General features: G+C 65.4%; 21 protein-coding genes. 9 read left to right on the top strand and 12 right to left on the bottom strand.

Annotation, left to right across the window (positions count from 1 at the left end; genetic code table 11):
* The first annotated feature begins 70 nt into the window (after positions 1-70).
* Positions 71-2551 carry a TonB-dependent receptor gene (locus tag ABD050_RS27400; RefSeq protein ID WP_343892754.1) on the top strand — a complete coding sequence of 827 codons (2481 nt, stop codon included), beginning with the start codon at positions 71-73 and terminating at the stop codon, positions 2549-2551.
* 60 nt (positions 2552-2611) lie between these two features.
* Here ABD050_RS27400 and ABD050_RS27395 read toward each other — a convergent pair whose 3' ends face one another.
* The 3 genes from ABD050_RS27395 to ABD050_RS27385 all read right to left on the bottom strand — a co-directional run bounded on the left by ABD050_RS27395 (position 2612) and on the right by ABD050_RS27385 (position 7221).
* Positions 2612-4249: a flavin-containing monooxygenase gene (locus ABD050_RS27395; protein ID WP_343892753.1), complete on the bottom strand. Its 1638-nt coding sequence runs from the start codon at positions 4247-4249 to the stop codon at positions 2612-2614.
* A 156-nt stretch (positions 4250-4405) separates the two neighbouring features.
* Positions 4406-5122 carry a TetR/AcrR family transcriptional regulator gene (locus ABD050_RS27390; RefSeq protein ID WP_343892752.1) on the bottom strand — a complete coding sequence of 239 codons (717 nt, stop codon included), beginning with the start codon at positions 5120-5122 and terminating at the stop codon, positions 4406-4408.
* A gap of 926 nt (positions 5123-6048) precedes the next feature.
* On the bottom strand, positions 6049-7221 hold the full coding sequence (locus ABD050_RS27385) for an ATP-binding protein (RefSeq protein WP_343892751.1): 1173 nt from the start codon (positions 7219-7221) through the stop codon (positions 6049-6051).
* Positions 7222-7481: 260 nt separating this feature from the next.
* Between ABD050_RS27385 and ABD050_RS27380 the strand changes: the two genes are divergently transcribed.
* Together ABD050_RS27380 and ABD050_RS27375 are read left to right on the top strand one after the other, a co-directional pair.
* Positions 7482-7991: an OsmC family protein gene (locus tag ABD050_RS27380; protein ID WP_343892750.1), complete on the top strand. Its 510-nt coding sequence runs from the start codon at positions 7482-7484 to the stop codon at positions 7989-7991.
* Positions 7992-8104: 113 nt separating this feature from the next.
* Complete coding sequence (locus ABD050_RS27375; protein ID WP_343892755.1) at positions 8105-9583, top strand: lipopolysaccharide biosynthesis protein; 1479 nt, start codon at positions 8105-8107, stop codon at positions 9581-9583.
* On the opposite strand, the gene ABD050_RS27370 is transcribed toward ABD050_RS27375, so the two are convergent.
* Genes ABD050_RS27370 through ABD050_RS27355 form a run of 4 tightly spaced genes read right to left on the bottom strand, consistent with a single transcriptional unit; the run spans position 9496 to position 17228 of the window.
* Positions 9496-10239: a 4'-phosphopantetheinyl transferase family protein gene (locus ABD050_RS27370; RefSeq protein ID WP_343892749.1), complete on the bottom strand. Its 744-nt coding sequence runs from the start codon at positions 10237-10239 to the stop codon at positions 9496-9498. The genes ABD050_RS27375 and ABD050_RS27370 overlap by 88 nt on opposite strands.
* Positions 10240-10243: 4 nt before the next feature.
* Entirely contained in the window at positions 10244-14233 is a 3990-nt protein-coding gene (locus tag ABD050_RS27365) for a non-ribosomal peptide synthetase (RefSeq protein WP_343892748.1), read from the bottom strand.
* Entirely contained in the window at positions 14230-15456 is a 1227-nt protein-coding gene (locus ABD050_RS27360; protein ID WP_343892747.1) for a cytochrome P450, read from the bottom strand. Before ABD050_RS27360 ends, ABD050_RS27365 begins: the two co-directional genes overlap by 4 nt.
* Positions 15456-17228, bottom strand: a complete 1773-nt coding sequence (locus tag ABD050_RS27355) for a non-ribosomal peptide synthetase (RefSeq protein WP_343892746.1) — start codon at positions 17226-17228, stop codon at positions 15456-15458. Before ABD050_RS27355 ends, ABD050_RS27360 begins: the two co-directional genes overlap by 1 nt.
* Before the next feature lie 210 nt (positions 17229-17438).
* Between ABD050_RS27355 and ABD050_RS27350 the strand changes: the two genes are divergently transcribed.
* On the top strand, positions 17439-18206 hold the full coding sequence (locus ABD050_RS27350) for a TIGR00266 family protein (RefSeq protein WP_343892745.1): 768 nt from the start codon (positions 17439-17441) through the stop codon (positions 18204-18206).
* Between the two features lie 5 nt (positions 18207-18211).
* Here ABD050_RS27350 and ABD050_RS27345 read toward each other — a convergent pair whose 3' ends face one another.
* Genes ABD050_RS27345 through ABD050_RS27335 form a run of 3 tightly spaced genes read right to left on the bottom strand, consistent with a single transcriptional unit; the run spans position 18212 to position 19606 of the window.
* Entirely contained in the window at positions 18212-18679 is a 468-nt protein-coding gene (locus ABD050_RS27345; protein WP_343892744.1) for a RidA family protein, read from the bottom strand.
* Positions 18680-18710: 31 nt separating this feature from the next.
* Entirely contained in the window at positions 18711-19337 is a 627-nt protein-coding gene (locus ABD050_RS27340; protein WP_343892743.1) for an HAD family hydrolase, read from the bottom strand.
* Entirely contained in the window at positions 19334-19606 is a 273-nt protein-coding gene (locus tag ABD050_RS27335; protein ID WP_343892742.1) for a DUF3572 family protein, read from the bottom strand. Before ABD050_RS27335 ends, ABD050_RS27340 begins: the two co-directional genes overlap by 4 nt.
* A gap of 39 nt (positions 19607-19645) precedes the next feature.
* On the opposite strand from ABD050_RS27335, the gene ABD050_RS27330 reads away from it, so the two are divergent.
* The gene (locus tag ABD050_RS27330) at positions 19646-20008 is read left to right on the top strand and encodes a response regulator (RefSeq protein WP_343892741.1); all 363 of its coding nucleotides are present in this window, start codon (positions 19646-19648) and stop codon (positions 20006-20008) included.
* Between the two features lie 90 nt (positions 20009-20098).
* Here the strand turns inward: ABD050_RS27330 and rpmG are convergent, their stop codons facing one another.
* On the bottom strand, positions 20099-20266 hold the full coding sequence (gene rpmG / locus ABD050_RS27325) for a 50S ribosomal protein L33 (RefSeq protein WP_066648079.1): 168 nt from the start codon (positions 20264-20266) through the stop codon (positions 20099-20101).
* Positions 20267-20430: 164 nt separating this feature from the next.
* Between rpmG and ABD050_RS27320 the strand changes: the two genes are divergently transcribed.
* From ABD050_RS27320 to ABD050_RS27310, 3 genes are all read left to right on the top strand, one after another.
* Complete coding sequence (locus tag ABD050_RS27320; RefSeq protein ID WP_343892740.1) at positions 20431-20754, top strand: hypothetical protein; 324 nt, start codon at positions 20431-20433, stop codon at positions 20752-20754.
* Positions 20754-21320: a TMEM165/GDT1 family protein gene (locus ABD050_RS27315; RefSeq protein WP_343892739.1), complete on the top strand. Its 567-nt coding sequence runs from the start codon at positions 20754-20756 to the stop codon at positions 21318-21320. Before ABD050_RS27320 ends, ABD050_RS27315 begins: the two co-directional genes overlap by 1 nt.
* Positions 21321-21419: 99 nt before the next feature.
* Positions 21420-21917 carry a Dps family protein gene (locus tag ABD050_RS27310; RefSeq protein ID WP_343892738.1) on the top strand — a complete coding sequence of 166 codons (498 nt, stop codon included), beginning with the start codon at positions 21420-21422 and terminating at the stop codon, positions 21915-21917.
* 10 nt (positions 21918-21927) lie between these two features.
* Here the strand turns inward: ABD050_RS27310 and ABD050_RS27305 are convergent, their stop codons facing one another.
* The gene (locus ABD050_RS27305) at positions 21928-22761 is read right to left on the bottom strand and encodes a metallophosphoesterase (RefSeq protein ID WP_343892737.1); all 834 of its coding nucleotides are present in this window, start codon (positions 22759-22761) and stop codon (positions 21928-21930) included.
* 83 nt (positions 22762-22844) lie between these two features.
* Between ABD050_RS27305 and ABD050_RS27300 the strand changes: the two genes are divergently transcribed.
* A complete protein-coding gene (locus ABD050_RS27300) occupies positions 22845-24440 on the top strand; it encodes a cisplatin damage response ATP-dependent DNA ligase (RefSeq protein WP_343892736.1) in 1596 nt (531 codons plus the stop codon).
* Positions 24441-24618 lie beyond the last annotated feature (178 nt).

Below are 24618 nucleotides of genomic sequence, written 5' to 3'. Positions count from 1 at the left end.
CAGAACATGGGTCACTTCTCAGTGGAAATTGTGCGCCTCCCGGGTCAGCTCTCAGTGGAAATCAACAATCATGGGGAAAATACCTGCGCGACAACCCGTTAGGGGTGCGCTTCGATACCTGTTTTGCACGACGGCGGCCTGCGCCTTCTTCACCACCAGCACCGCGGCCCATGCCCAGTCAACCGACGCGACGGCGCCCGCACGCGCAGACAGCGCCACCCGCGACGACGCCTCTTTCGCCAATGACATCGTCGTGACTGCCCGCAAGCGCGCGGAGCGCCTGATCGACGTACCCGTCGCCGTCACCGAACTCGACGCGAAGGCGATTGCGCGTTATTCCTCCACCAACCTCGCCGCCATCGGCACGCTGGTGCCCGGCGTCAGCTTCGAACGCACCGCCGGCGGCAGCACCGGCGCTTCACTCACTATCCGCGGTGTCGGCAACCTCGCCAGCGACTACGGCAACGAACAACCCGTCGCCGTCAATATCGATGGTATGCAGGTGACCAAGGGCCGCGTCGCCGATGTCGGCTATTTCGACATTCAATCAGTCGAGGTATTGAAGGGGCCACAGTCGCTATTCTTCGGCAAGAACAGTCCGGCCGGCGTCGTCTCTATCAACAGCGTCTCGCCAGGCGACAAGCTCGAAGGGTATGTCCGGGCCGGCTATGAATTCGTGTCGCGCGAACCGGTCGTCGAGGGCGCGATCTCGGTGCCGCTGACCGATACACTCGCGATGCGCATCGCCGGACGCTACAGCAATATGACCCACGGCTATATCGTCAACACCGCACGCTCGATCCCCGATCCTTTCGACGCCGGCAACCTGACACTGCCCGGTGCGGCTTACGACCGTGGACCCAACAGCCGCACCACGGCCGGCCGCTTCACGTTGAAATGGAAGCCGAGCGCGGACTTCGACGCGACGCTGAAGGTGCTGGGCTCCAGCTATCGCGATCGCGGCGGGGCGCTGGAGGAGATCTTCACCTGCGGCGCGAACAGCCGCCCGACCACGTACAATCTGCTCAACCCGGCGCAGGCGCTTCAGGACCCATTCGGCGATTGCGTGGCCAACCGCAAGGTTTCGTTCGGCCAGGCGCCGCCCGAGATCGTCTCCAAGTTCATCGGCGCGCCGGCCGACGGCAAGCCCTATTCGTCGACCGGCGTGGTCATGTCGTCCCTAGTGATGAACTATAAGATTAGCGACATCACGCTATCATCAGTGACTGGTTATTATCATCAGAACCAGGCCGGTTACGACCAATATGACGGCAGCGTCTATGGGCAGGCGATCAACGTCCAGCACGACTACGATACGCAGATCGCGCAGGAACTGCGCGCGACGTCGAGCTTCGCCGGGCCGCTCAACTTCACACTTGGTGCGTATTTCGAGCACGACAATCACCGTGTGACCAATTCAGACAAGATCTTTGCTCTTGGCTTCTATCCGGGCACCGGGCCTTATGCCGGCGCGTCGAATACGCTGGCGATGACGGGCAAGGTGAAATCGACCAACTATTCCTTCTTCGGCCAGCTCAGCTGGAAGATCATGCCCAACCTCGAGCTCGCCGGTGGCGCGCGGTATTCGCATGATGATCGCGCGGGCGAATTGGGCAACATCTTCAATTTCTTCGATGTGATCACGACACCTGCGACCAACCCCTTCTCACCCGCCGGCGTGGTGTATCGACCGAAGCTGAAGGAAGACAATGTCTCGCCCGAGGCGACGCTGACCTGGCACCCGTCCAGGGATCTCACGCTCTACGGCGCGTTCAAGACCGGCTATCTGTCGGGCGGTATCGCGATGCCGCCGAACGTCAGCAACTATACGACGCTCACCGACCCAAACGGCCCCTTCCTATACAGCCAGGAAAAGGTGCACGGTGGCGAGATCGGCTTCAAGGGCGTGCTGCTTGGTGGCAAGATGCGGGCCGATCTTACGCTGTTCCACTATGTCTTTACCGGTCTACAGGTACAGACGCTCGACCCGCAGACGCTCAACTATGCGATTCACAATGCTGGCAGGGCGCGCGACCAGGGCGTTGAAGGCTCGATCAACTATCGCTTTTCGCGCGCCTTTTCGGCGCATGCGGCGTTGTCCTATTTTGACCTGAAGTTCGTGAGCTATCCCGGCGCGCAATGCTATCCCGGCCAGACTGCGGCGCAGGGCTGTGTCGGCGGGTCGCAGGATCTTAGCGGCAAGGCTTATGGCGACGGACCTTTCCAGTTCAATGTTGGCGTGAATGCCGAAGTGCCGATCAGCCGGGCCTTCAACCTGGCCTTCTCCGCAGACGTCTTCCACAACACTAAATCGCCGATCTACGAGCAGGATCCGATCGTGTTTACGCCGGCGTACACGATCCTCAACATGTCGGTCGGGCTGGCGCAGAACGACGGTCCGTTCGAGCTGACGCTGATCGGCACCAATCTCACCAATTCGATCTACTGGAAGAACTTCCTGTTCAAACCGCTGGGCGCGAACGACGACGTGATCGCGGAGTCGGTAAATCCGCCGCGGCAGGTGCGGCTCCAGGCGACCTACCGCTTCTGAAGCGATAAAGGGGAGCGCCAAAACGCTCCCCTTCCCTTTATTCCGGAAAAGCAGCCGGTCTTACGAGAATGCAAAGCCCCGATAGCCGGCGTCGCTGATCTCCTCGCATTCCTTTTTGTAGCGGGTATAGCCACCGACATAGGCTAGGATGGCGCGCGGTTTGCCCGGTACGTTCGCCCCGACATACCAGCTATCGGCGGTCTCCCAGAGGTTGCCCTTGACGAGATCGTTGACCTTTTGTGTCCAGGCGTCCTCCGCCTCTGTCGTGACCTCGCAGCGGGAATGCCCGCTGTCCGCAATATGCTTGATCAGCCGCGCGATCCATTCAACCTGCATCTCGTTGGTCATGACGACATTGGTCAGCACCGAAGGGCTGCCGGGTCCGCCAATCATATACAGGTTGGGGAAGCCGTGCACGCCAATGCCGAGATAGGTGTGCGGCCCGTCCGCCCATGCCTCCTTGAGCGACTTCCCGTCCTCACCCCTCACGTCGATTACGGTGAGCGCACCGGTCAACGCGTCAAAGCCCGATGCGGTGATAAGGATGTCGAAAGGAAGTTCTTCCTCGCCGATGATCGCGCCACGCTCGGTGAAGCGTTCGATTGGCGTTGCCTTCACGTCAATGAGGTCGACATTGGCGCGGTTGAACGTCTCTGGAAAGCCGGTTCCCACCGTTACGCGCTTTGTGCCGTAAGCGAAGCCGCGCGGCGTCATCTTATCGGCCACGACTGGATCCTCAATCACGTCGCGCACCTTCTCACGCAGGAAATCGCCGGCCTCCTCGTTGGCGGCGGGATTGATCATCGCATCGGCAAAGGCCCAGCCGATCACACCGCCGCCATTGGCGTAGCGGGCCTCATAGACCGCGCGGCGATCTTCCGGCGAAAAGTCGGTACTGGCGCGGAACATAATGTCGTTGATCTCATCGGCGAGCATGATGTCGCCACCGCCCCAGCGATGCCCGAGCTGCAGCCGCTGGCGTGTCTTCTCGCGATTCTCCGTCCACCATGCGTAATCGGCGTCCGTGAGCGGGCGATTGTTGGCTGGCGAATAGAAGTTCGGCGTGCGGATGAAGACGGTCAGGTGCTCGCACTGTTCCGCGATGATCGGGATCGCTTGCGTGGCAGACGATCCGGTGCCGATCACGCCGACACGCTTGCCGGCAAAATCCGGCCCCGTTTCCGGCCAGCGCGCGGTGTGAATGATCTCACCCTTGAAATCCGCCAGACCCGGAATGGCGGGCATGATCGGCGTGGTTATCGGCCCCGCCGCCGACAGGAAGTGCCGCGCCTTGTAGCGCGCGCCACCCTCCGTCTCGAAGTGCCAGAGGCGGGCTTCCTTATCGAAATGCGCCTTGGTAAGCCTCGCGTCGAAGCGGATGTCCTTGCGCAGGTCGAGCCGCTCGGAGACCCAGCGAAGATAGCGTACGATCTCATCGCGGGCGGCATAGCGCTCGCTCCATCGCCACTCCGCATCGAGGATCGGCGAGAAGGTGTAGCAATAGACGAGGCTCTCGACGTCGCAGCGCGCTCCCGGATAGCGGTTCCAATACCAGGCGCCGCCGACTTCCGGTGCCGCCTCGACCGCCAGCACGCGAAAACCCATTTCGCGCAGCCTATAGAGGCTGTGCAGTCCGCCGAAACCCGCGCCAAGCACCAGCACATCAAGCACGCCTTCGTCCGTTCCCGGCCCCGCCATCCTCGTCTCTCCTAAAATCGCATGCCCGCTAGGCTGCGGGCAATGCGACTCAATACTATATCATGTTATAGCTTTTTCAAGATACGAACGACGATGTACGCGGGCTGACGCGCTCGATTTCTGATAGATGGTCGAGTTCTGCGCTCGCGCCGGGTGTCAGTTGAGCGAGGCCTGCAATTGCTCCAGCGTTGCGCGCAGCTCGCGCGATTGACGCGGCAGGTGACCGAGGATCGTGGTCAGAACAACGCACTTCAGAAAGGTCGCGAGATGCTCCTCCGGCAACCGCTTGCTCAGCACGTCATTAATGACGGCATATTCGCTGTTGGCGAGTTGCAGCTCAAGCAGTTCGCGCGCGTGCGGCCCCAACTTGGCGTTGCTCGCCGCCAACACCTTGTCGATGAACGGGTGGACATGCGACAGCGCAATCCCGCGCAGAATCTCGTAAATCCCGCTATCCAGGTTCGCCGAAAGGAAAACGGGGGCAAGCGCTGCCGAATAGCTGCGAGCCTCCAGCACTACAGCGGCTAGCCAATCCATCCGGGCGAGGAACTCCTCCAGCGTCGCAGGTCCCTTGGCCCCTGGTCCCGAGGACGTCTGCCGAGAGAAGAACTCCTTGATACCGACACCAATGATCGCTTCGCGGCTCTCAAAATAGAGATAGAGCGTCCGCAACGCGACGCCGGCACGTTTGCTAACGTTACGGATCGTGACGCCGCCTAGGCCTTCTTGGGAAATGAGCTCCAGCGTCGCGGCGATAATTCGCGCGCGCCGCTCGTTCATCGACTTGCTGTTATAGGCACGCGGCCTACCGCCGGCGTGCTGCATACCGTGCTCGGGCGTCTGCTCGCGAGAATTTGTCATGCTTATTGCCATGACGGATTCAGCCGGAGCGAACAACAATATATCTTGACGCATATTTTCGCTTACTGAGCGTTATAGGAGGCCTCGCACCGGCGTATCCGTCCATTCTCACAAATCCCCCCTGCTTCGTCGTTACGGAGTGTGCCGCGCGGCGCCGGGGCAGCCGGGCCTCACTGAGGAGGGCAGGACGAAAGGACCGGATCAAGGTCGCGCGGACTTCAGGCCATTCCCGCCAGGTGCGCCTGCCGGCATGCATGGATTACGCACCTCGACCAAGCAGGCCGCGGCAGCTTCCGAACGAATAAGGGACGAGCGCACCTTCAGCGGGCGGTGCACGCGATTGGCAACCGCACCGGCACCATCGAGGCTTGCCAGAGGCGTTGAGTGCCCAAGGTACTTAGGGCTGTCCGAAATTTGTTGTTGTTTTTCGGACAGGCCCGAACGCGACGAGGGTCCGCAACGACCTGCGCGACGGGCTGTCGACCCTGCCGACCTGGATGCACGATTTCCTCAAACCGCTCCTGACCGCGAGACGCGCCGCATGGACGCTGCCTGCGACACGATCCTCTCGGCCAAAGACGCAACCCGCGCCGGCCTCTTAGCTGGTACGAACTGAAGGGCGTGCTCAAGGGGGGCGGCAACCGAATCTCGCGCCACTATTACGATCTGCACGAACTCATGCAGGTGCCGGTGGGACAAGCGGCAATCGCAGATCCGGCGCTGGGGGCCGACTGCGTCGCGCACGGTGCATGTTCTTCAAGTTGTCGGAGAAATTTAAATGAATGCTGGTGGCTAGACTAGGCACTCGAACCCAATCCGTACCTGATGAAAAAGATGTATTTATGAATACAAAATTCACCTCGATATTAATTAGAGAAACCTTCTAAAATTGATATCTATGCTTATCGGTTTCTCTTCTTCTCGAAGTTCGCGGATGTTCATATGCGTTCGACCTCGTTCAGCGCCGCGCTTGCGACTTGAAGCGGCGTGACCTCGATGCCTTCCCGCAGCGGATAGCTTTCTGAACCCGGATAGACGACAATTCGCCGCTGAGGGTTCAAATCCGCGCAGGCCTGATGAAAGCCCCGCTCCAAAGTCGGCGCTAAGCTCCGCTTGACCTCGATCGCCCAAAGCGCTCCGCCCGGCAGGGTCAGTAGCAGATCAATCTCGGCACCGGCGGCTGTGCGGTAGAAATTCGCCTGCGTTCCTTCCGGCGCCGTCGCGATCAGCGTCTCGATAACGAAGCCCTCCCAGCTTGCTCCGGCCACCGGATGACCGAGCACGTCTTCCAAGGTGGCGAGGCCAAGCAGCGTGTGAACGAGACCGCTGTCGCGCACATAAACGCGTGGAGACTTGACCAGTCGCTTACCAGCGTTGGCGTGCCAAGGCTCCAGCCTTCGGACCAGTAGCAGATCGACGAGCAAATCCAGATAAGCGGCGACGGTCTTGCCATCAACGCCGAGCGAACGCGCGAACTCGGCGGCATTGAGCAGACCAGACTGGTGATGCGCCAGCATAGTCCAGAAGCGTCGGAGCGTCTCGGCAGCAATGCGCGGCCCCAGCACCGGCACGTCGCGCTCAAGATAGGTGCGGACGAAGTCCTGGCGCCAGCGCTGGCTGAGGCGGTCGTCGGACGCAAGGAAACTATCGGGGAAGCCTCCACGGTTCCACAGGCTGGGCAGATCTCTGGACGGGACCTCCAGCCCGTCGATCGGTCCCATTTCGAGATAGCTGATCCGCCCGGCCAGACTTTCCCCGGATTGGTGGAGGAGATCCAGCGAGGCTGATCCGAGGAGCAGGAAGCGGCCGGCCCGGCGTCCCTTGCGCCTGCCCTCGTCGATGAGGCCGCGCAGGATCTGAAACAGGCCTGGGAGACGATGAACTTCATCAAGGATGACGAGTTTGTCCTCATGGCCTGCGAGATAGAGTTCGGGATCCGCCAGCCGGGCCCGGTCCGCATCGGATTCGAGGTCGAGATAGAGCGAGGGACGCTGATCGCCGATCACTCGCGCCAGGGTGGTTTTGCCGACCTGCCGCGGACCCAGAAGGGCAACGGCGGGTGTGGTGTCCAATCGCTCAGTTAATTGGGCGGTGATTCTGCGCTCGATCATCCTTGCATTTATGGATCATAATTCCAGTTTTGCAAGGTTACTATGTGTTCAAAGCACAAGCGCATCGTTCCCGACCAAAACCGTCGTTCCCAGCTACCGCCATTCAGGGGCAGAAAGGGCCCAAATGTCATCATTCTTTGCGGGACCGCGTTGCCGGCAGTCTGCGCATAAGCGGCGGTTCGCGATTGTTGACCTCGGGGGGCAATTGGCGGCAGCACGGCAGCTGCCGCCCGATGCGGCCCTATCGCGAGGAAAACCGGATGTCAGAGAACACGCCTCCCATTGATGCCTTTGCCGAGGCGATCCTGGTCGAGGAGACCGGCGCCGGCCGGTTCCAGGTCGAGGCGCATGCCGGCGGCTCCATCTTCCTGGTGGATGAGCCGGTCGCGTTCGGCGGCCTGGGGACAGGCCCCAACCCCTACGACCTGATCAGCATGGCGCTCGGCTCCTGTACGGCGATGACCGTGCGGCTCTATGCCGAGCGCAAACAATGGCCGCTCGACAAGGTCCGCGTACGGGTGGTGCATCTCCGCGGCACCTTGAAGGCCCGCGACACGTTCGAGCGGGAGATCGACCTGCGTGGCGGCCTCGACGAGGAGCAGCGCGCCCGCCTGATCGACATCGCAATGCGCTGTCCGGTGCATCTCACCCTCGAACGCGGCGCCGATGTCCGCACGACCCTGGCGCCGCCGGATGTCGGCACCGGGCCTGACGAGGGCGGCCAGCATAAGCGCCACATGATCGAAGCCTGCGAGGAATCGCTGGGCTGATGCCTGCGCGCCGGCTTGAAAAAACCGGCCGCCTTCATGCTTCGTCTACTCCCCGCCGCTAAAGTCGCCACGGGCTGGATCCGCAGCCGGGCAGGTGATCCGATTTGAACGACATGACGACCTCGATTGCCGCCGCGCGGCCCGCCGATATCGGATCGCGGGTCGTGAAGGCAGTGATGTGGCGTTCGGGCAGCCAGATCGTCGCCCAGATCAGCATGTGGGCATCGACCTTCTTCGTCATCCGCCTGCTCAATCCGTCGGATTACGGGCTGTTCGCGATGACTCAGAGCGTGCTCGTCCTGCTCAGCCTGCTCAATGGTGGCGGCTTTGCCGGCGCACTGGTCCGCGCCGAGACGATCACGACGCGCGACGTCCGCCAGGTCTTCGGCATGCTGATCGCGCTGAATATCGGCATCGCCCTGCTCCAGGTCGCCGCAGCGCCGCTCGCCGCGAGCTATTTCAAGCATCCACTGGTCGGCAAGCTGCTGACGGTGCAGGCATTGCTCTATCTCGCCAACCCGCTGATCGTGCTGCCGAGTGCCTTGCTCGCCCGCGCCATGGATTTCCACCGCCAGGCCAAGGTCAACCTGCTGGCCGCGGCGGTCGGTGCGCTGACCGCCCTGACCTGCGCACTAGCCGGAATGGGGGTATGGACCCTGGTGTTAGCACCGCTCGCGCTGGTGTGGACCCGGGCGATCGGGATGACGGTGGCGGCCCGGCTGCTGGTCTGGCCGAGCTTCCATCTCGGCGGCGCCGGCTCGACCATCAGGTTCGGCGGCGCGATGCTGCTGAGCGCCTTTCTCTGGCTGATCCAGACCCAGGCCGATGTGTATATCGGCGGCCGGGCGCTCGATGCCCACCGGCTGGGGCTCTACACCACTTCGCTGTTTCTCGCCCAGATCGTCACCAGCAAGTTCATCCCGCCGCTCAACGATGTCGCCTTCACTGCCTATGCGCGGCTGCAGGGCGACACAGCCAATGCCGGGCGATCGTTCGAAAAATCGGTCCGCATCATCATGATGGTGTCGCTGCCTTTCTATTTCGGCCTGGCAACGACTGCTGAACCCTTTGTGCAGACCATGCTCGGGCCGAAATGGATCGAGGCAGTGCCGATCGTCGCGATCCTCGCGCTGGCGATGCCGTTCGTGACGCTGCAGATCCTTTTCGCCCCCGCCACCACGGCGCTTGGCCATACAAGGATCCAGATCATCTCGGCGGCCGCCGGCGCAGTGATCATGCCGCTCGGTTTCTTCCTGAGCATCGGCGGCGGCCCGACCGGCCTTGCCTCAGCCTGGCTGACCGCCTTTCCGCTGCTGGCCGCCTTCACTGCCTGGCTGGCCATGCCGATCATCGGCACCAGCGCCGCTGCCCTCGCCCGCGCCGTGATGCCGCCGCTGATCGCCGCCACGGCCATGGCGCTCGTCGTCGAACTGGTCGACCGGCTTGTCGTGGTACATTCGCCGGCGGCGCGGCTGGCAATACTGGTCGGGACCGGCGGCCTTGCCTATGCGGCGCTCGCGCTGCTCGTCGCACGGCCAGTGCTTGTCGAGATCATGATGCTGTTCAGATCGGAGCGCGTCGCGCGGGCCTGACCGGCTCGATCGACCCATCGGATTTCGAGCGGCAGGCCATCGTCCTTCGCGACCACCGCGCCGACATAGCCGGGCCCGGGCGAGGCAGCGGCAATCGCCCAGCCCTCGCCGCCGGCGAGCAATATGGCGGCTTGCCCCACCGAGACGTCGAACGCGTCGAGCGGGTAGGAAAGCCCCTGCCCCAGCGCTTTCACGAACGCCTCCTTGCGAGTCCAGCAATCGAAAAAGCTCTGGCGCCCCGCCGCCCCGGACAGCGGCTTCAGCGCGGCGCATTCGCCGGGCGCGAAGAAGCTCTCGGCGACCGGGCGCCAATCAATCGTTTCGTCGATCCGTTCGATGTCACAGCCGAGCTCGACCTCGGCGATCGCTACGATCATCCGCTCGCCCGAATGCGATGCGCTGAAATGCGGGCCGGCGGGCAGTAGCGGCTTGCCCAGGGGCCCCGTCGTGAAGACCAGCTTCTCGGGCGCACCGCCGACCCGCTCAGCCAGCACGGCGCGCAACCGCCCGCGCCGGACGATGAAGCGCCGGCGGTCATGGTCGAAATGGAAGCGGGCGGCACGATCGCGCTCGTCCGGCGCGATCAGACCGGCGCAATGCGCGACCACCGCATCGTCGACATCGAGCGTGTCCCGATGAAGCTCGACGATAGCCACGGGGTCAGCTTGCCAGACGCTCGCGCGGCGGCTCTTCGACGCTGTCCAGCACTGGCTGAAGCAAGGCGGCGAAGGTGTCGACAAAGGGCGGTTCGAGCATGGTGCGATGCCCGCCGGGCACGACATGGCCGGTGAAGCCGCCGGTCACGTCCTTCGCCCAATCCTGCTCGAAATCGAGCACATCGGGATGTTCGGAGGGCTGGAACAGCACCACCGCCCCGTCATAGGGCTTTGGCGTATAATGGATCGCGGCGCGGTCGAGCGCCGAGCGCAGCTTCGGCTGGAGCACCGCCTCGCGCCCGCCGGCCAGCGCCGCTGCGTCCGACATCCCCTGAAGCCGCTCGAAGAAATAGCTCAGCCGTTTGCCCTTGGGCTGGTGCAGCGACTTGCCGATATGAAAGCGCAGCTTGCTCAGGAAGAAGCGCACCGAGCCGATCCTGCGCGCCTTGACCGGGTGGAAGGCGTGGACGAGCATCAAGAGCGGCACGTCTTCTCCAGCAGCGCGGAGCTGCGAGGCGACGGCAAAGGCGAGGATTCCGGAGGTGCACCAGCCGCCGATCCGATAAGGGCCGTGCGGCTGCACCTCCCGGAGTGTCGCGACCACGAGCCTGGCTGCTTCCTCGAAGCTTTTCGGGCAGCCGCCGGCCGCATCGAGCACCGCATCGACCGAGATGCCGAAGAATGGCTGGTCAGTACCGAGCCGGTCAGCCAGCGGAATGAAGGTCGAGCCGCCGTCGAGCCAGAGGATCGCCGGCCTGGTACCGTGCGGCTGGATCGGGATCAGCGCGCTCGCGTCGATCGGCTGGTCCGAGGTGATCAGCGCGGCCATATCGGCGAGCTTGGGCGCGCGGAACAGCGCCGCCATCGGCAGCTTGATGCCGTAATCGGCCTGGATGCGACGCAGCAGCCGCGCGATCAGCAGCGAATGGCCGCCGAGATCGAAGAAATCATCGTCGCGATAGACCTGGTCGACCTTGAGCACTGCCTGCCAGATCGCCGCGAGCTTCTGCTCGTCATAGGTTTCGGGCGGTGTCTCGCGGCGGGTGGTGGAGACGCCGGGTTCGGGCAGGGCCTTGCGATCGACCTTGCCGTTGGGCGTCATCGGCAGCGCGTCGAGCGAGACGAAACGGCTCGGGATCATGTATTCGGGGAGTGTCTCGGCGAGTGCCGCGCGCCATTCGGCCGGCTCGCCAGTGCCGACGACATAGCCGGCCAGCGCCCGCTCGCCGCTTGCATCGGGCCAGGCGCGGACGGCGGCGGCGGCGACGCCGGGCAGCTTCGACAGCGCGCCCTCGACTTCCTCGATGGCGATCCGGAAACCCCGGATCTTCTCCTCGGTGTCAGTGCGGCCGAGGCATTCGAGCACGCCGTCGGCACGCCAGCGCGCGAGATCGCCGGTGCGGTAGAGCCGGATGCCCCGATGATCGACGAAGCGCTCGGCGGTGAGATCGGGCCGGCCGCGATAGCCGCAGGCGAGACCGCGCCCGCCGATATGGAGCTCGCCGATCCCGCCGACCGGGAGGTCATTGCCTGAAGGGTCGAGGATGCGGACCTGGGTGTTGGCGATGGGGCGGCCGATCGGCACCGGGCCGGTACCGGGCTCAATCCGCGCGACCGTCGACCAGATCGTCGTCTCGGTCGGGCCGTACATGTTCCAGAGCTGGCCGACGCGCGGCAGCAATTGTTCGACTAAAGCGCGCGGCAATGCCTCGCCGCCACACAATATGCGCAGATCGGGATCGCCGGCCCAGCCCGCCTCGATCAGCCCGCGCCAGGTCGCCGGCGTCGCCTGCATCACATCGGGCCGGGTCTCGGCGATCATCTCGGCCAGCGCCGCCATGTCGCTCGCGACCTCGCGCGAGGCTAGGATGATGCGCCCGCCCGAAACCAGCGGCAGCCAGAGCTCGAGCTCGGCGATATCGAAGGAGAGTGTCGTCAGCGCGACCAGGCTTTCACCTTCAGCGAAGCCGGGCGCTTCCTGCATCGCCATCAGGAGATTGACGAGCGCCGCGTGCGGGATCTCGACGCCTTTGGGCTTGCCGGTCGATCCCGAGGTATAAAGGACATAGGCAAGCGCCTCGCCGTCGATCGCTGGCGCGGCATAGGGTTCGACCGGCCAGACGCGGTCGAGCACCAGCTGCGGCGCGGCGCTGGCGGGGATCACGTCCTCGGTGCCCGGCTCCACCAGGATCAGGGCGGGTTGGGCGCCCTCGACGATCAGCGCGAGGCGCGCCGGCGGGAAGCCGGGATCGAGCGGCAGATAGGCCGCACCCGTCTTCGCCACGCCGATCATCGCAGCGACCATCCAGGGCGAGCGTTCGAGCGCGAGGCCGACCAGCTGGCCGGGCTTCACCCCCCGGGCGATCAGCTTCGCCGCAATGGAATCGGCTTGGCGATCGAGCTCGGCATAGGTCCAGTGATGCGCGCCGAAATCGAGCGCGGCCGCATCGGGCATCTCCGCCACGTACGCCGCGAACCAGTCGACGACATTGCTGTAGGGCAGGGGCTTAGCGGTATCGTTCCAGGTCTCGGCCAACAATGTCTGCTCGTCAGCGTCGATCATCGGCAGCGTCGCGAGCGGCGTCGAAGGATCGGCCGCGACGCCTTCCAGCAGCCGGGTCCAGTGCGCGATCATGCGGTGGATCGTGCTCGCGTCGAACAATTCGGTCGAATAGAGGAAGCGGCCGGCCATGCCCTCGGGCCGTTCGTCGAGCTCGAGATAGAGATCATATTTCGCCGCGCCGACCACGACGTCCATCTGGGTCAGGTCCCAGCCTTCGGGGAACGGGTCGACCGGCGGCTCGATCGAGAAGAGGGTGTTGAACAGCGGATGCGTGCCGCTGCCGCGCTTGATGTCGAGCGCGCGGATCAGCCGGTCGAACGGCACGTCGCTCGCGCCGAGCGCGCCGATCACGCTGCGCTTCACCTCGGCGAGATAGGCGCGGAACGGCACATCGCCCCGAGGCCGGCTACGCAGCGCCATGGTGTTGAGGAAATAGCCCATCAGCGGTTGCAGCTCGGGCCGCCGCCTCGTGTCGGTCACGCCGCCGACGATGATGTCGGCATCGCCGGTATAGCGGAACAGCATTGCCTTATAGGCAGCGAGCAGCACCATATAGAGAGTCGCGCCCTCGGCCCGGGCAAGTTCCTTGAGGCTGTCGATCAGCGGCCCGGAGAGCTCGAACACCTCCATCGAGCCGGCATGAGTCGGCGTCGGCGACCGCGGCCGGTCGCCGGCCACTTCGAGGCGCGGCAGCGGTTCGGCGAGCGCGGCGCGCCAATGGTCGAGCTGGCGAGCGATCGCCGCATTGTCGGTGTCGTCGGCCTGCCAGGCGGCATAGTCGGCATATTGCAGCGCCGGCTCCGGCAGGGGCGAAGGCTCGCCCTTTTCATACGCCGCGACCAAAGCGGCGAGCTCGGGCACCAATGTGCGGTAGATCGAAACGCCGTCGAAGATGATGTGGTGGAGCGTGAGGTAGAGCCGGTGCTCCTCCTCGCCCAGTTTGACGACGCGGGCGCGAAACAGCGGCGCCTGGTCGAACGGGATCGGCGCGCGCGCATCCTCGGTCGCGAGGCGCAGCGCCTCGGCCTCGCGCTCGGCGGGCGGGATGTGGCTGATGTCGATGATCTCGAGGCTGATCGGCCGCGCCGGCGCGACCTGCTGCACCAGCTCGCCTTCGACCTCGACAAAGGCGGTACGCCAGATGGCGTGGCGGCGGACCACTTCGCTCAGCGCGGCTTCCATCGCGGCATGGTCATAGCGTCCGAGCCGATGAATCGTGATCGACTCATTATAGAGCGGCATGTCGGGCGCCATCTGCGCATGGAGCCAGAGCTGGTTCTGCTCAGCGGTCAGCGGCACGATCCGCGCGGGGTCGCGCGGCAGGATCGGGTCGGGCGTGGCGGTCGCGGCTGGGCTCGCCTGGCCGCTCAGCATCCGCTCGAGCAGCTTGCGGCGAGCTTCGGCCGCATCGATCCTGGCTGGCATGTTCATGAGAAGGTCACCGGAAGAGATTTGAGGCCGCGCAGGCCGAGATTCTCGCGCCATTCGAGCTTGCCCTCACCAAGGGCGAGATCCGGCAAGCGGCCGAGCAGCGCCTTGAAGGCGATCCGCCCCTCCATCCGCGCGAGCGGCGCGCCGAAGCAGAAATGCGCCGCCCAGCCAAAGGCGAGATGGCGATTGTCCTGCCGTTCGAGATCGAGCCGGTCGGGATCGGCGAAGCGGCGCGGATCGCGGTTGCCGGCGGCCATCACCGCCATCACCGCGGCGCCTTTGGGGATAACCTTGCCGCCCATCACCGTATCCTCGCGACAGATGCGGCCGGTATGCTGGCTCGGCGTTTCGTAGCGCAGCAGCTCCTCGACCGCCGTCTCGGCGATCTCGGGCCGGTCGCGCATCTCGGCGAGACGCTCGGGCTGGCGCAACAGGGTGAGCAGGCCGTTGCCGATCAGGTTGGTGGTTGTCTCCTGGCCGCCGACCATGGTGACGATGGTGTTGGCGATCACCTCTTCCTCGGTGAGCCGGCCGCCATCGACTTCAGCCTCGACCAGGGAGCGGATCAGCCCGTCGCCGAGCTTGCGCTTCTCCTCGCGAATCGCGCTGCGGAAATAGGCAGTCATGTCCTCGACGCTCTTCAGCACCTGGCCGACGCGCTCGGGGTTGTGCTGGAAATTGCCGAGCATCTCGGCGAAATCGGCCGACCAGGCCTTGAGCTGCGCATGGTCTTCGCGGGGCACGCCGAGCAGATGGGCGGTGACGATCGCCGGGAAGGGCGCGGCGAACTCGCCGACCACGTCCATCGCGCCGCGCGCGACGACACGGTCGATCAGCTCGTCGGCGATGGCCGAAACCTTCTCCTCGAGCAACTCGACGCGGCGCGGGGTGAAGGCAGTCGAGCAGAGCTTGCGCAGCCTTGTATGATCGGGCGCGTCGAGGAACAGCATCTGCTTGACCATCACCGCCGCGATCGGCTCGATATGGGCGAGGCCGAGCGCGCGCAGCTGCTCGGGCGAGGGGGTTCGGTCAGCCGAGAAGCTGTGCAGCACGGTGTGGACATCGGCATAGCGCGTGACCACCCAGCAGTGCAGGAAGGGATCCCAGTGCACGGGATCCTCCTCGCGCAGCCGCGCATAGAGCGGATAGGGATCGGCCAGCACCGCCGGATCAAGCAGGCGGTAGAGGCTGAGCGAGGAATCGGATGCGGGTTGGCTCGCCATCAGCCTGCCGCCATCCGGCTGATGTCTTCATCGCTCATCGAATCGAGCTTGGCGATCACCAGATCCTCGATCACCACCGCCAGGCTGGCGACGGTGCGGCCCTCGAACAGATGGAACAGCGTCAGATCCACCCCGAACGCATCGCGTGCCCGGACCACGACCTGGGTGCCGAGCAGCGAATGCCCGCCGAGCAGGAAGAAATCATCATCCACACCGATATCCTGCCGGCCGATCACGCCCGCGACGATGTCGAGCAGGCGCTTCTCGGTCGGGCTGGCGGGCGCGCGACCGGCGGGCGCCTCTTCCATCGCACAGGTCTCGGGGTCGGGCAGGGATTTGGCATCCACCTTGCCATTGGCGGTCAGCGGCAGCGCAGCGAGAGTCGCGAAGCGCGCCGGCACCATATAGTCCGGCAGCGTCCCGGCCAGCGCCGCGCGCAGGGCCGAAGCGGTCGGCGCAGCACCGTCAGCGGGGACCACATAGGCGATCAGGGCGCCATCGCGCGCCACGACGGCGCAGGTTGCCACCTCCGGCAGCTTGTTGAGCGCGGCGGCGACTTCGGCCGGCTCGATCCGGTGCCCGCGAATCTTGACCTGGCCATCGACCCGGCCGCGAAAGCCGATCTCGCCGCTGTCGAGCAGGACGCCGAGATCGCCGGTGCGATAGAGCCGGCCATGCTCGGGATGCTCGACAAAGCGATCGGCGGTGAGCGCCGGATCGCCGCGATAGCCGCGCGCGACCTGGGCGCCGCTGATCCAGATCTCGCCGGGTTCGCCCGCCGGAACCGACGCGCCCTGCTCGTCAAGAAGATGGATGCTGGTGCCAGCGATCGGCAGGCCGATCGACGGCAACCCCTCGCCATCGGGCGCAACCACGCCCGAGGTGGCGACGACGGTCGATTCGGTCGGGCCGTAATTGTTGACGAAGGCGAAGGGCAGGCCGGGCGCCGGACGCACGGTCAGCTTGTCGGCACCGGTGAGGAGCACGCGAAGCGCGGCATCCGCGGGCCATGCCATCGCCACCAAAGGCTCGGCGAGCGCGGTCGGCGCGAAGGCGACGTCGATCCGCTCGGCGATGAGCCAGTCGCGCAACCGGGCTGCATCGAGCCTGGTCGCGTCGTCGACCAAAGCGAGCGTTCCGCCTGCGGCGAGCGTCGGCCAGATCTCCCAGGCGGCAGCGTCGAAGCCGAGCCCGGCGAGATGGCTCGTCCTTGTGCCGGTTCCGACGGCGAAGGCTGCCTGGTGCCAGTCGATCAGCGCAGCGAGATTGGCATGAGTCACCTCGACTGCCTTTGGCGTGCCGGTCGAGCCCGAAGTGTAGATCACATAGGCAAGGCTATTCGGATCGGCCGTCGCCGGTGCGACCATGGCTGCACCGTCGCCGCCCGCCGGCGGCACCAGCGCCACATCGCCCGCGATTCGCGCGCCGAGGCCTGAATGCGCAACCACTGCAGCGCAGCCCGCATCAGCGATCAGCGTCGCCAGCCGCGACTCGGGCCAGGCCGGATCGAGCGGCAGATAGGCGGCGCCAGCGCGCCACGCGGCGAGCATCGCCACGATCTGGTCGATCGAGCGCGGCAAGCAGACCGCCACCAGATCGCCCACCGCGACGCCCTGCGCGCGGAGCCGTGCGGCAAGCATGCCGACACGCGCTTCGAGCGCGGCATAATTGGCCGAACTGCCCTGTGCTTCCACGGCGATCGCGTCGGGCGCGTGCATCGCCGCTCGCCCGATCATGTCGGGCACGCAGGACGCGGCAAAGGGAGGATTCATCTGGTCTGCAAGCATAAAAACCCCGGGTTGAATGACGGCAAGAGACCATAAAGAGGTGAGATAAGGCTTAACGGCGCGGCAGGAATCAGCATTTCCCGGCCATATTTCCGGCACTTCACGGGTGGCCGGCCCTGAGGGCGCGCGAATTTTGGATTGCGCGCATGCCGTCGAGGCGGGTTAATATCGGCGGTGACGTGGCGGAGGACGGCGATGCGGTACGATATCTCGGGCAGCGTGATGCAGACGGTTTCGATCGACCTCGAGCGCGGCGAGACGATCTATGCCCAGACCCATGCGATGGCGTGGATGAGCGACGGCATCACGATGGACACGCATACCGGCGGCGGGCTGTTCGCCGGCCTGGCGCGGGCGATGAGCGGGGGCAGCCTGTTCATCACCGAATATAGTGCCGACCAGCCGGGGCATGTCGCCTTCGCCCCGCGATTCCCCGGGCAGATCCTGCCGGTCGAGCTTGCACGCGGGCAGTCGCTGATCTGCCGCAAGGAGACCTTTCTCTGCGCCGAGAAATCAGTCGGCCTCGAGGTCGCATTGCAGCAGCGCCTCGGCGCAGGCGTGTTCGCGGGCGAAGGCTTCATCCTGCAACGCGTTACCGGCCCGGGCACCGTGTTCCTCGACCTTTCGGGCGAGGTGGTCGAGAAGACCCTCGGCCCGGGCGAGCGGCTGCGCGTCCATGCCGGGCATATCGGCATGCAGGAGCCGACCGTCTCCACCGATATCCAGATGGTGCGCGGCTTCCGGAACATGCTGTTCGGCGGCGAGGGCCTGTTCCTCGCGACCCTGACCGGCCCGGGCAGGATCTGGCTTCAATCGATGCCGATCCTCAACCTTGCCGAGGAGATCGCGCGACATCTACCGTCGAACGAGGGCGGCCGTAGCAATGTCGGGTCGCTGGTCGGCGGCGGCGCCGCGGGCGCGGTGCTGGGCGGGCTGCTCGGCGGCGTACTCGGGAACGAGTAAAGCGCTTAGGCGCCGTAAAGCTGGATGATCGCGTCCACCTCGACGGCCGCGCCGAGCGGCAGCACCGACACGCCGACGGCGCTGCGGGCATGGCGGCCGGCATCGCCGAACAGGGCGAACATCAGGTCCGACGCGCCATTCGCGACCTTTGGCTGATCCGTGAAGTCGGGAGCCGAATTGACGAAGACGCCGAGCTTCACGATCCGCTCGACGCGGTGAAGGCCGCCGAGCGCCGCCTTCATTTGCGCAACCAGCATCAGCGCGCAACGCTGCGCCGCCTCCTGGCCGAAGGCAAGATCGACGCCGGCACCGAGCCGGCCGGTCATGACCGCCCCGTCCTTGAACGGCAACTGGCCCGAGACATGGAGCAGGCCGCCCGCCTCGACCGTCGGTACATAGGAAGCGACCGGTGCGGCGGGCGCCGGGAGGGCAAGGCCAAGCTCAGTGAGTTTGCGTTCGATTCGATCGGTCATGTCCATCAACTCTCCTGTGCGGCGCTACCGGTCAAGCCCCGGCGGGCAGGCCCGCGGCAAAGCGGGCGGCGATCCAGCGTTCGGCCTCACGCCAGTCGTCGATCCGCACATGCGCCGCGGGCGCCGGCGGCACGCTCGGCGCAAGCGCCGGCTCGGACACCATATGGAGCCGGTGGACCTGCGGCGCGTGGCGCGCGACCGATTCGTGATGCACGGCGAGATCATCGACGAACACCGTGACGGGATCGCCATGCTCGGCGACCAGCCGCGACACCGGATCGCCCTTGCCGCCCTGGTTGGTCTCGACCCGGTGATCGATGCCGAACCGGGCGAGCTGCTCGATCCGCGCCTGGCGGACATGATCACCGAGATTGGTGAGGATGACGATATCGGCTGTCTCGGCCAGCATCGCCAGCGCCTCGCGAGCATGCGGCACCAGTGTCTGGCGCTCCATTTCGGCGGGAAAGAACTGGTCGAGCATCTCCCACATCTCTTCGCGGCTCGGCGCGGGCGTGCCGTCGCGGCGCTTCATGCTGGTGGCGAAATCGCCGCCATTGGGGGTGAAGTCGATATCATGCGTCTCGCCCAGCCAGACGCCGAAATGGCGCACCATATGGAGCAGGACTTCGTCGCAATCGCAGATCAGCAGGGGCTTCATTCGGACTCCAGGGCATGCCGAGCGGCGACGATTGCTTCGGGTTTGACGCCCAGGCCGGCGGCGCAGGCGACGAGATCGGGCTCATAGGCTTCGAGAAAGCCGAGGGCGGCGGCAAGCACCACAGGCTCCGCCGCGCGGGCCCGCAGATCGGCAGGCGTGAGGCCAGTCACATCGAGCAGGCGGGTCGCACGGTCGGGCTCGGCCAGAGTCCACACCAATGCCCTCAGCGCGAGCGCTGCGGCATCCTCATTTGTTTCTCGCGCGCGCATTGCCTATCAGCGGACCTGAACCGAAGGGAATGGCTGCGCGTGGCAAAGAAGGTGCTCGTTGTCGAGGACAACGAACTCAACCTCAAACTTTTCTGCGACCTGCTCCGGGCGCATGAATATGCGGCTGAAGGCGTGCGCGACGGCCGCGACGCAGTGAGCCGTGCCCGCGCGTTCATGCCCGACCTGATCGTGATGGATATCCAGCTGCCGCATGTCACCGGGTTCGAGCTGATCGAGCAGATGAAGGCCGATCCGGCGCTCCAGGCGATTCCGATCATGGCGGTGACCGCCTATGCCGGGCGCGAGGACGAGGAGCGGATTCGCGCGGCGGGCGCCGACGCCTATGTGTCCAAGCCGATCTCGCTCGCGCGATTCGTCGATGCGGTAGCCGGGTTGCTGTAAGCACGGAAAGAGCCGCGAGGCTTGCGCCCGCGGCTCCGGATCCCGGCCTTCGCCGGGATGACCGATCGACGGCTTACGCCGCCCGTTCGGTCACTTGATCTTGGCTTCCTTGAACTCGACATGCTTGCGCACGACGGGATCATATTTCTTGAAGCTCAGCTTCTCGGTCTTGGTCCGCGGGTTCTTCTTCGTGACGTAGAAGAAACCGGTGTCGGCCGAGCTGACGAGCTTGATCTTGACGGTGGTCGGCTTTGCCATGACCTGAAATCCTGTTTGCTGGAAAAGCAAAAGCGGCGAACATGCCGCCGCTCTCAAGCGCGGTCCGATGGCGGAAGCCACGGGATATGTCAAGCCGGAGCGCACGGTTAACAGCCTGTTTACCTTGGTGGCGCACCTTTACCCCCATGAGCGGAGCGAGAGGCATGGCACAGGCACAACCGACGATCGGGCAAATCCAGTCCGAGCTGGCGGCGCGAATCGGCGTGATCGGCATGGTTTCGGCGCGGCGGCGCGCTGACGACATGGCCGTCGAGATCGGCGAGATCCGCCGGATCGCGAATCGCCACGGCCTCTATCCCGCCGTCGCCGTCAGCCATGCGCTCGAATCGGCGCTGGCGCGCGGCGAGTGCGGCGCGCTGATCCGGGACTGGCTCGCGATCCTCGGCGACGCGATCGGCAGCGACCGGCATGACCCGGCCGCCTGCGAAACCTTCGCCGCAGCCTGCTCAGTCCGCCTCTGGTCCTGATGGACGCGCTGATGGCCGCCTTTGTCGCGGCGGTCCTCGCTCAGGCGAGCGACCGCACGCCGTGGCTGACAGCGATTCTCTCCACCCGATTCGCCAGGCCCGGCGCGGTGATTGCGGGCACCGCCATCGCACTGGCCGCGATCAACGCGATCGGCGCGATCGGCGGCGCGATCATCGGCCCACGCATCACACCCAACGCACAGAGCCTGTTGCTTGCCCTGGCGCTGCTGTCCGCCGGCGGATCGGCCCTGTTTCCGATCAAGCCGCCGGATCGCCTCTCGGGCTGGCGGATCGGCGCGTTGCTGACCAGCCTGTCGGGCGTCGCGATCCTCGGGCTGGGCGACCGCACCCAGTTCCTGACCGCAGCCCTTGCCGCGCGCAGCCCGGCGCCCGCGCTCGCGGCGGTGGGCGCAACGCTTGGCGCGCTCGTCGTCAACATCGCAGCGATCCTCGCCGGCGAGGGCGCGCGCAAGCGCCTGCCGCTCGCCGCGGTGCGGATCACGATCGGGATCCTGTTCCTGATCACCGGCGCCCTTTTCGGCCTTTCGGCGCTCAGGCTGATCTAGCAGCTCGATCGCTCTGATCGGCATAAATGGCCAGAAAGGCGGGACCCATTGGACTATGGATTCGTTATCGCAACGACTCCAACCAAGGAACCATATCCGATGGCAACCCCCGCCGCCCCGCTGAAAACCCCGACCGACCTCAAGACCAACGCCGCCAGGACCGTGGCCGAGGCGCTGAACGGCATCCTCGCCGATTCGTTCGCGCTCTATCTGAAGACCAAGAATTTCCACTGGCACGTCTCGGGCCCGCATTTCCGCGATTACCATCTGATGCTCGACGAGCAGGCGACCGAGATCTTCACCGCCACCGATGCCATCGCCGAGCGCGTGCGCAAGACCGGGAACACGACGCTGCGCTCGATCGGCGACATCGCGCGGCATCAGATGATCAAGGACAATGACAGCGATTTCGTCGCTCCAGCCGACATGCTGAGCGAGCTCCGTGACGACAACCTCAAGCTGGTCGAGACACTGCGCGAGGCAAAGGACATCGCCGACACGGCGAAGGACAACGCAACCAGCGCGATGATCGACGACTGGACCGACCAGGCCGAGCGCCGGGCCTGGTTCCTGTTCGAGGCAGGCCGGGAAGGCTGAGCCGATATCGCTAGCGGGTGATCGCCGCCGGGCCGAGGGTGAGCAACCACAGGTCCGGCGGCGCACCGAAGCGGAGCGGGATGATGCTCGTTCCGACACCAGCCGTGACAATTGTCGTCCGCGCGCCTTCGCGAACCACGCCGCAGCGATACCGGGGGTATGTCACCTCTGCCAGCGGGCCGATCAGCGGCAGGACGATCTGCCCGCAATGGCTGTGGCCAGCGAGCACCAGGCTCATGTCGGCTGGCAGCATCGGGACCAGATCGGGCGAATGAGTCACCACGATGCGGGCGCCGTGCAACGGCAGCATCGCACGCGACAGCGCCGGCACCGAATGATGCCGCGATGACCTGTCTCCCGCACCGCCGATCACCAGCGGCCCGCGCTGCACCGCCTGGTTGTCGAGCACCGTGATGCCGGCCTTTTCGAGCGTGCGGCGCACCACGCCAGGCCCGGTCCATTCATCATGATTGCCGAGTGTCGCGATCGTGCCGAGGCGCGGATGCAGGCCGGACAAGGGCGCGGCCAGCGCCGTGATGCCTGCTGGCGCGCCCGTCGAATCATGCGTCGAGGCAAAGTCGCCGGCGATCAGGACGAGATCGGGTCGCAGCGCATTCACCTGCGCGACGATTCGGGCGAGGCGATCTGCATCCATCGTCGAGTTGCCGATATGCACATCGCTGAACAGCGCCACCGTGACCGGCTGCGCCGCGGCCGGCCAGTCCGGCAGTGCGATCGTGACGCGGCGGACGATCGGATCGGCCCGTGCGTTGAGATGGCCCCACAGCGCCAGTCCGGCGGCGATGACGATGATTGTTCCCAGGATCTTGATCAGCAGGCGCATCGGACCTGCTTAGCCGGCATCGGCCCGAACGCCAGCGCGATCATACTGGCGGAACCACCGCGCCCGCGCCATGTTCACCGGTGATGCGCGCCTTTGCCGACCTTCTCGACCGGTTGATCTACACGCGATCGCGCAACGCGAAGCTGAAGCTGATCGCCGATTACCTGGCCGCGACGCCCGACCCCGATCGCGGCTGGGCGATGGCGGCGCTGACCGGCAATCTCGATCTGCCCGCCATCAAGCCGGCGATGATCCGCGCGCTGATCGAGGAGCGGGTCGATCCGGTGCTCTTCCGGATGAGCCGCGATTATGTCGGCGACAGCGCCGAGACGGTCGCCCTGCTGTGGCCGGCGCCCAAGGCAGCGCCCGAAGACGCGGAGCCGCTGACGGTGGCGCAGGTGGTCGATCGCCTCGCGACGCTGTCGCGCTCCGATGCGCCGGCGGCCCTCGCCGGGATGCTCGACCGGCTCGACGCCGACGAGCGCTTCGCCCTGCTCAAGATGGCGACCGGCGCGCTGCGCATCGGCGTGTCGGCACGCCTCGCCAAGACGGCATTGGCCCAGGCCTTTGTGCTCGATGTCGAGGCAGTCGAGGAAGTGTGGCACGGGATTGCGCCGCCCTATGCCGCGCTGTTCGACTGGGCCGAGGGGCGCGGGAGCCAGCCGACCGCGGCTGACGTGCCGGTGTTCAGGCCTTTCATGCTCGCTCACCCGCTCGAGGACCTGCGGGTCAGCCTCGACGACTATGCGGCCGAATGGAAATGGGACGGGATCCGCGTCCAGCTCGTCCATGTCGCCGGCGAGACCCGGCTCTACAGCCGTGCCGGCGACGACATCACCGGCAGCTTCCCAGAGGTTGCCCGCGATTTCCGGGTACCGGGAGTCCTTGACGGCGAACTGATGGTGAAGGGCGAATTCCAGGGCGGCACGCTCGAGGACGGTGGCGGGGCGGCGAGCTTCAATGCGCTCCAGCAGCGGCTTGGGCGCAAGATCGTCTCGGCGAAGATGCTTGCCGATTATCCGGCGTTCGTGCGGCTCTACGACATCCTGTTCGACGGACCCGAGGATCTCCGCGAACTGCCCTGGGCGGCGCGCCGGCCGCGGCTGGAGGACTTTGCCGGGGCACTCGACCCGGAGCGCTTCGACATCAGCCAGATCATCGACGCGCCCGATTTCACCACGCTCGAGGGCATCCGCGCCGGCGCGCGCGATGCGGCGATCGAGGGGGTGATGCTCAAGCGGCGCGATTCGCCCTATGTCACCGGCCGGCGGGTCGGGCTCTGGTATAAATGGAAGCGCGATCCGCTGACCGCCGATTGCGTGATGATGTACGCGCAGCGCGGCAATGGCCGGCGCTCCTCCTTCTATTCCGATTACACCTTCGGCTGCTGGACCGAGCAAGGCGAGCTGCTGCCGGTCGGCAAGGCCTATTCGGGGATAACCGACGAAGAGCTGAAGATGCTCGACAGCTTCGTGCGCAACCACACGCTCAACCGGTTCGGCCCGGTGCGTGAGGTCGAGAAGTCCCTGGTGCTCGAAATCGCGTTCGATTCGATCCATGCCTCGAAGCGCCACAAATCGGGGGTCGCGATGCGCTTCCCCCGCATCGCCCGAATCCGCACCGACAAGCCGGCGGCCGAGGCCGATACGATCGCCGGGCTGCAGCGGCTGATCAGCTGACCGCGATTTTGCCGCTGTTCCCGCTGTTCCCGGCAAAATATTTTTCTGCCGCTGTTATGTTGGATTTTTCGACCAGATTTCTGACGTAATATCAACAATTTGAGACCAATTCCGCGTAACCGGGGCAGATTTCCGGGCGGGGTCTTTTCAAAAGGGTTGGGTTGTGATTCACCCTGCT

Origin of the sequence: Sphingomonas oligophenolica, from assembly GCF_039522915.1 — a bacterium.
In the GTDB taxonomy this organism is placed as follows: domain Bacteria; phylum Pseudomonadota; class Alphaproteobacteria; order Sphingomonadales; family Sphingomonadaceae; genus Sphingomonas; species Sphingomonas oligophenolica.
This window is presented reverse-complemented; position numbering and strand designations above follow the sequence as displayed.

What these genes read in the sequence shown, in the direction of transcription:
- ABD050_RS27400 (WP_343892754.1), top strand. Translation starts at nt 71, where the DNA reads ATGGGGAAAATACCTGCGCGACAACCCGTTAGGGGTGCGCTTCGATAC.
- ABD050_RS27395 (WP_343892753.1), bottom strand. Translation starts at nt 4,249, where the DNA reads ATGGCGGGGCCGGGAACGGACGAAGGCGTGCTTGATGTGCTGGTGCTT.
- ABD050_RS27390 (WP_343892752.1), bottom strand. Translation starts at nt 5,122, where the DNA reads ATGGCAATAAGCATGACAAATTCTCGCGAGCAGACGCCCGAGCACGGT.
- ABD050_RS27385 (WP_343892751.1), bottom strand. Translation starts at nt 7,221, where the DNA reads ATGATCGAGCGCAGAATCACCGCCCAATTAACTGAGCGATTGGACACC.
- ABD050_RS27380 (WP_343892750.1), top strand. Translation starts at nt 7,482, where the DNA reads ATGTCAGAGAACACGCCTCCCATTGATGCCTTTGCCGAGGCGATCCTG.
- ABD050_RS27375 (WP_343892755.1), top strand. Translation starts at nt 8,105, where the DNA reads ATGACGACCTCGATTGCCGCCGCGCGGCCCGCCGATATCGGATCGCGG.
- ABD050_RS27365 (WP_343892748.1), bottom strand. Translation starts at nt 14,233, where the DNA reads ATGAACATGCCAGCCAGGATCGATGCGGCCGAAGCTCGCCGCAAGCTG.
- ABD050_RS27360 (WP_343892747.1), bottom strand. Translation starts at nt 15,456, where the DNA reads ATGGCGAGCCAACCCGCATCCGATTCCTCGCTCAGCCTCTACCGCCTG.
- ABD050_RS27355 (WP_343892746.1), bottom strand. Translation starts at nt 17,228, where the DNA reads ATGAATCCTCCCTTTGCCGCGTCCTGCGTGCCCGACATGATCGGGCGA.
- ABD050_RS27350 (WP_343892745.1), top strand. Translation starts at nt 17,439, where the DNA reads ATGCGGTACGATATCTCGGGCAGCGTGATGCAGACGGTTTCGATCGAC.
- ABD050_RS27345 (WP_343892744.1), bottom strand. Translation starts at nt 18,679, where the DNA reads ATGACCGATCGAATCGAACGCAAACTCACTGAGCTTGGCCTTGCCCTC.
- ABD050_RS27340 (WP_343892743.1), bottom strand. Translation starts at nt 19,337, where the DNA reads ATGAAGCCCCTGCTGATCTGCGATTGCGACGAAGTCCTGCTCCATATG.
- ABD050_RS27335 (WP_343892742.1), bottom strand. Translation starts at nt 19,606, where the DNA reads ATGCGCGCGCGAGAAACAAATGAGGATGCCGCAGCGCTCGCGCTGAGG.
- rpmG (WP_066648079.1), bottom strand. Translation starts at nt 20,266, where the DNA reads ATGGCAAAGCCGACCACCGTCAAGATCAAGCTCGTCAGCTCGGCCGAC.
- ABD050_RS27320 (WP_343892740.1), top strand. Translation starts at nt 20,431, where the DNA reads ATGGCACAGGCACAACCGACGATCGGGCAAATCCAGTCCGAGCTGGCG.
- ABD050_RS27315 (WP_343892739.1), top strand. Translation starts at nt 20,754, where the DNA reads ATGGACGCGCTGATGGCCGCCTTTGTCGCGGCGGTCCTCGCTCAGGCG.
- ABD050_RS27310 (WP_343892738.1), top strand. Translation starts at nt 21,420, where the DNA reads ATGGCAACCCCCGCCGCCCCGCTGAAAACCCCGACCGACCTCAAGACC.
- ABD050_RS27305 (WP_343892737.1), bottom strand. Translation starts at nt 22,761, where the DNA reads ATGCGCCTGCTGATCAAGATCCTGGGAACAATCATCGTCATCGCCGCC.
- ABD050_RS27300 (WP_343892736.1), top strand. Translation starts at nt 22,845, where the DNA reads ATGCGCGCCTTTGCCGACCTTCTCGACCGGTTGATCTACACGCGATCG.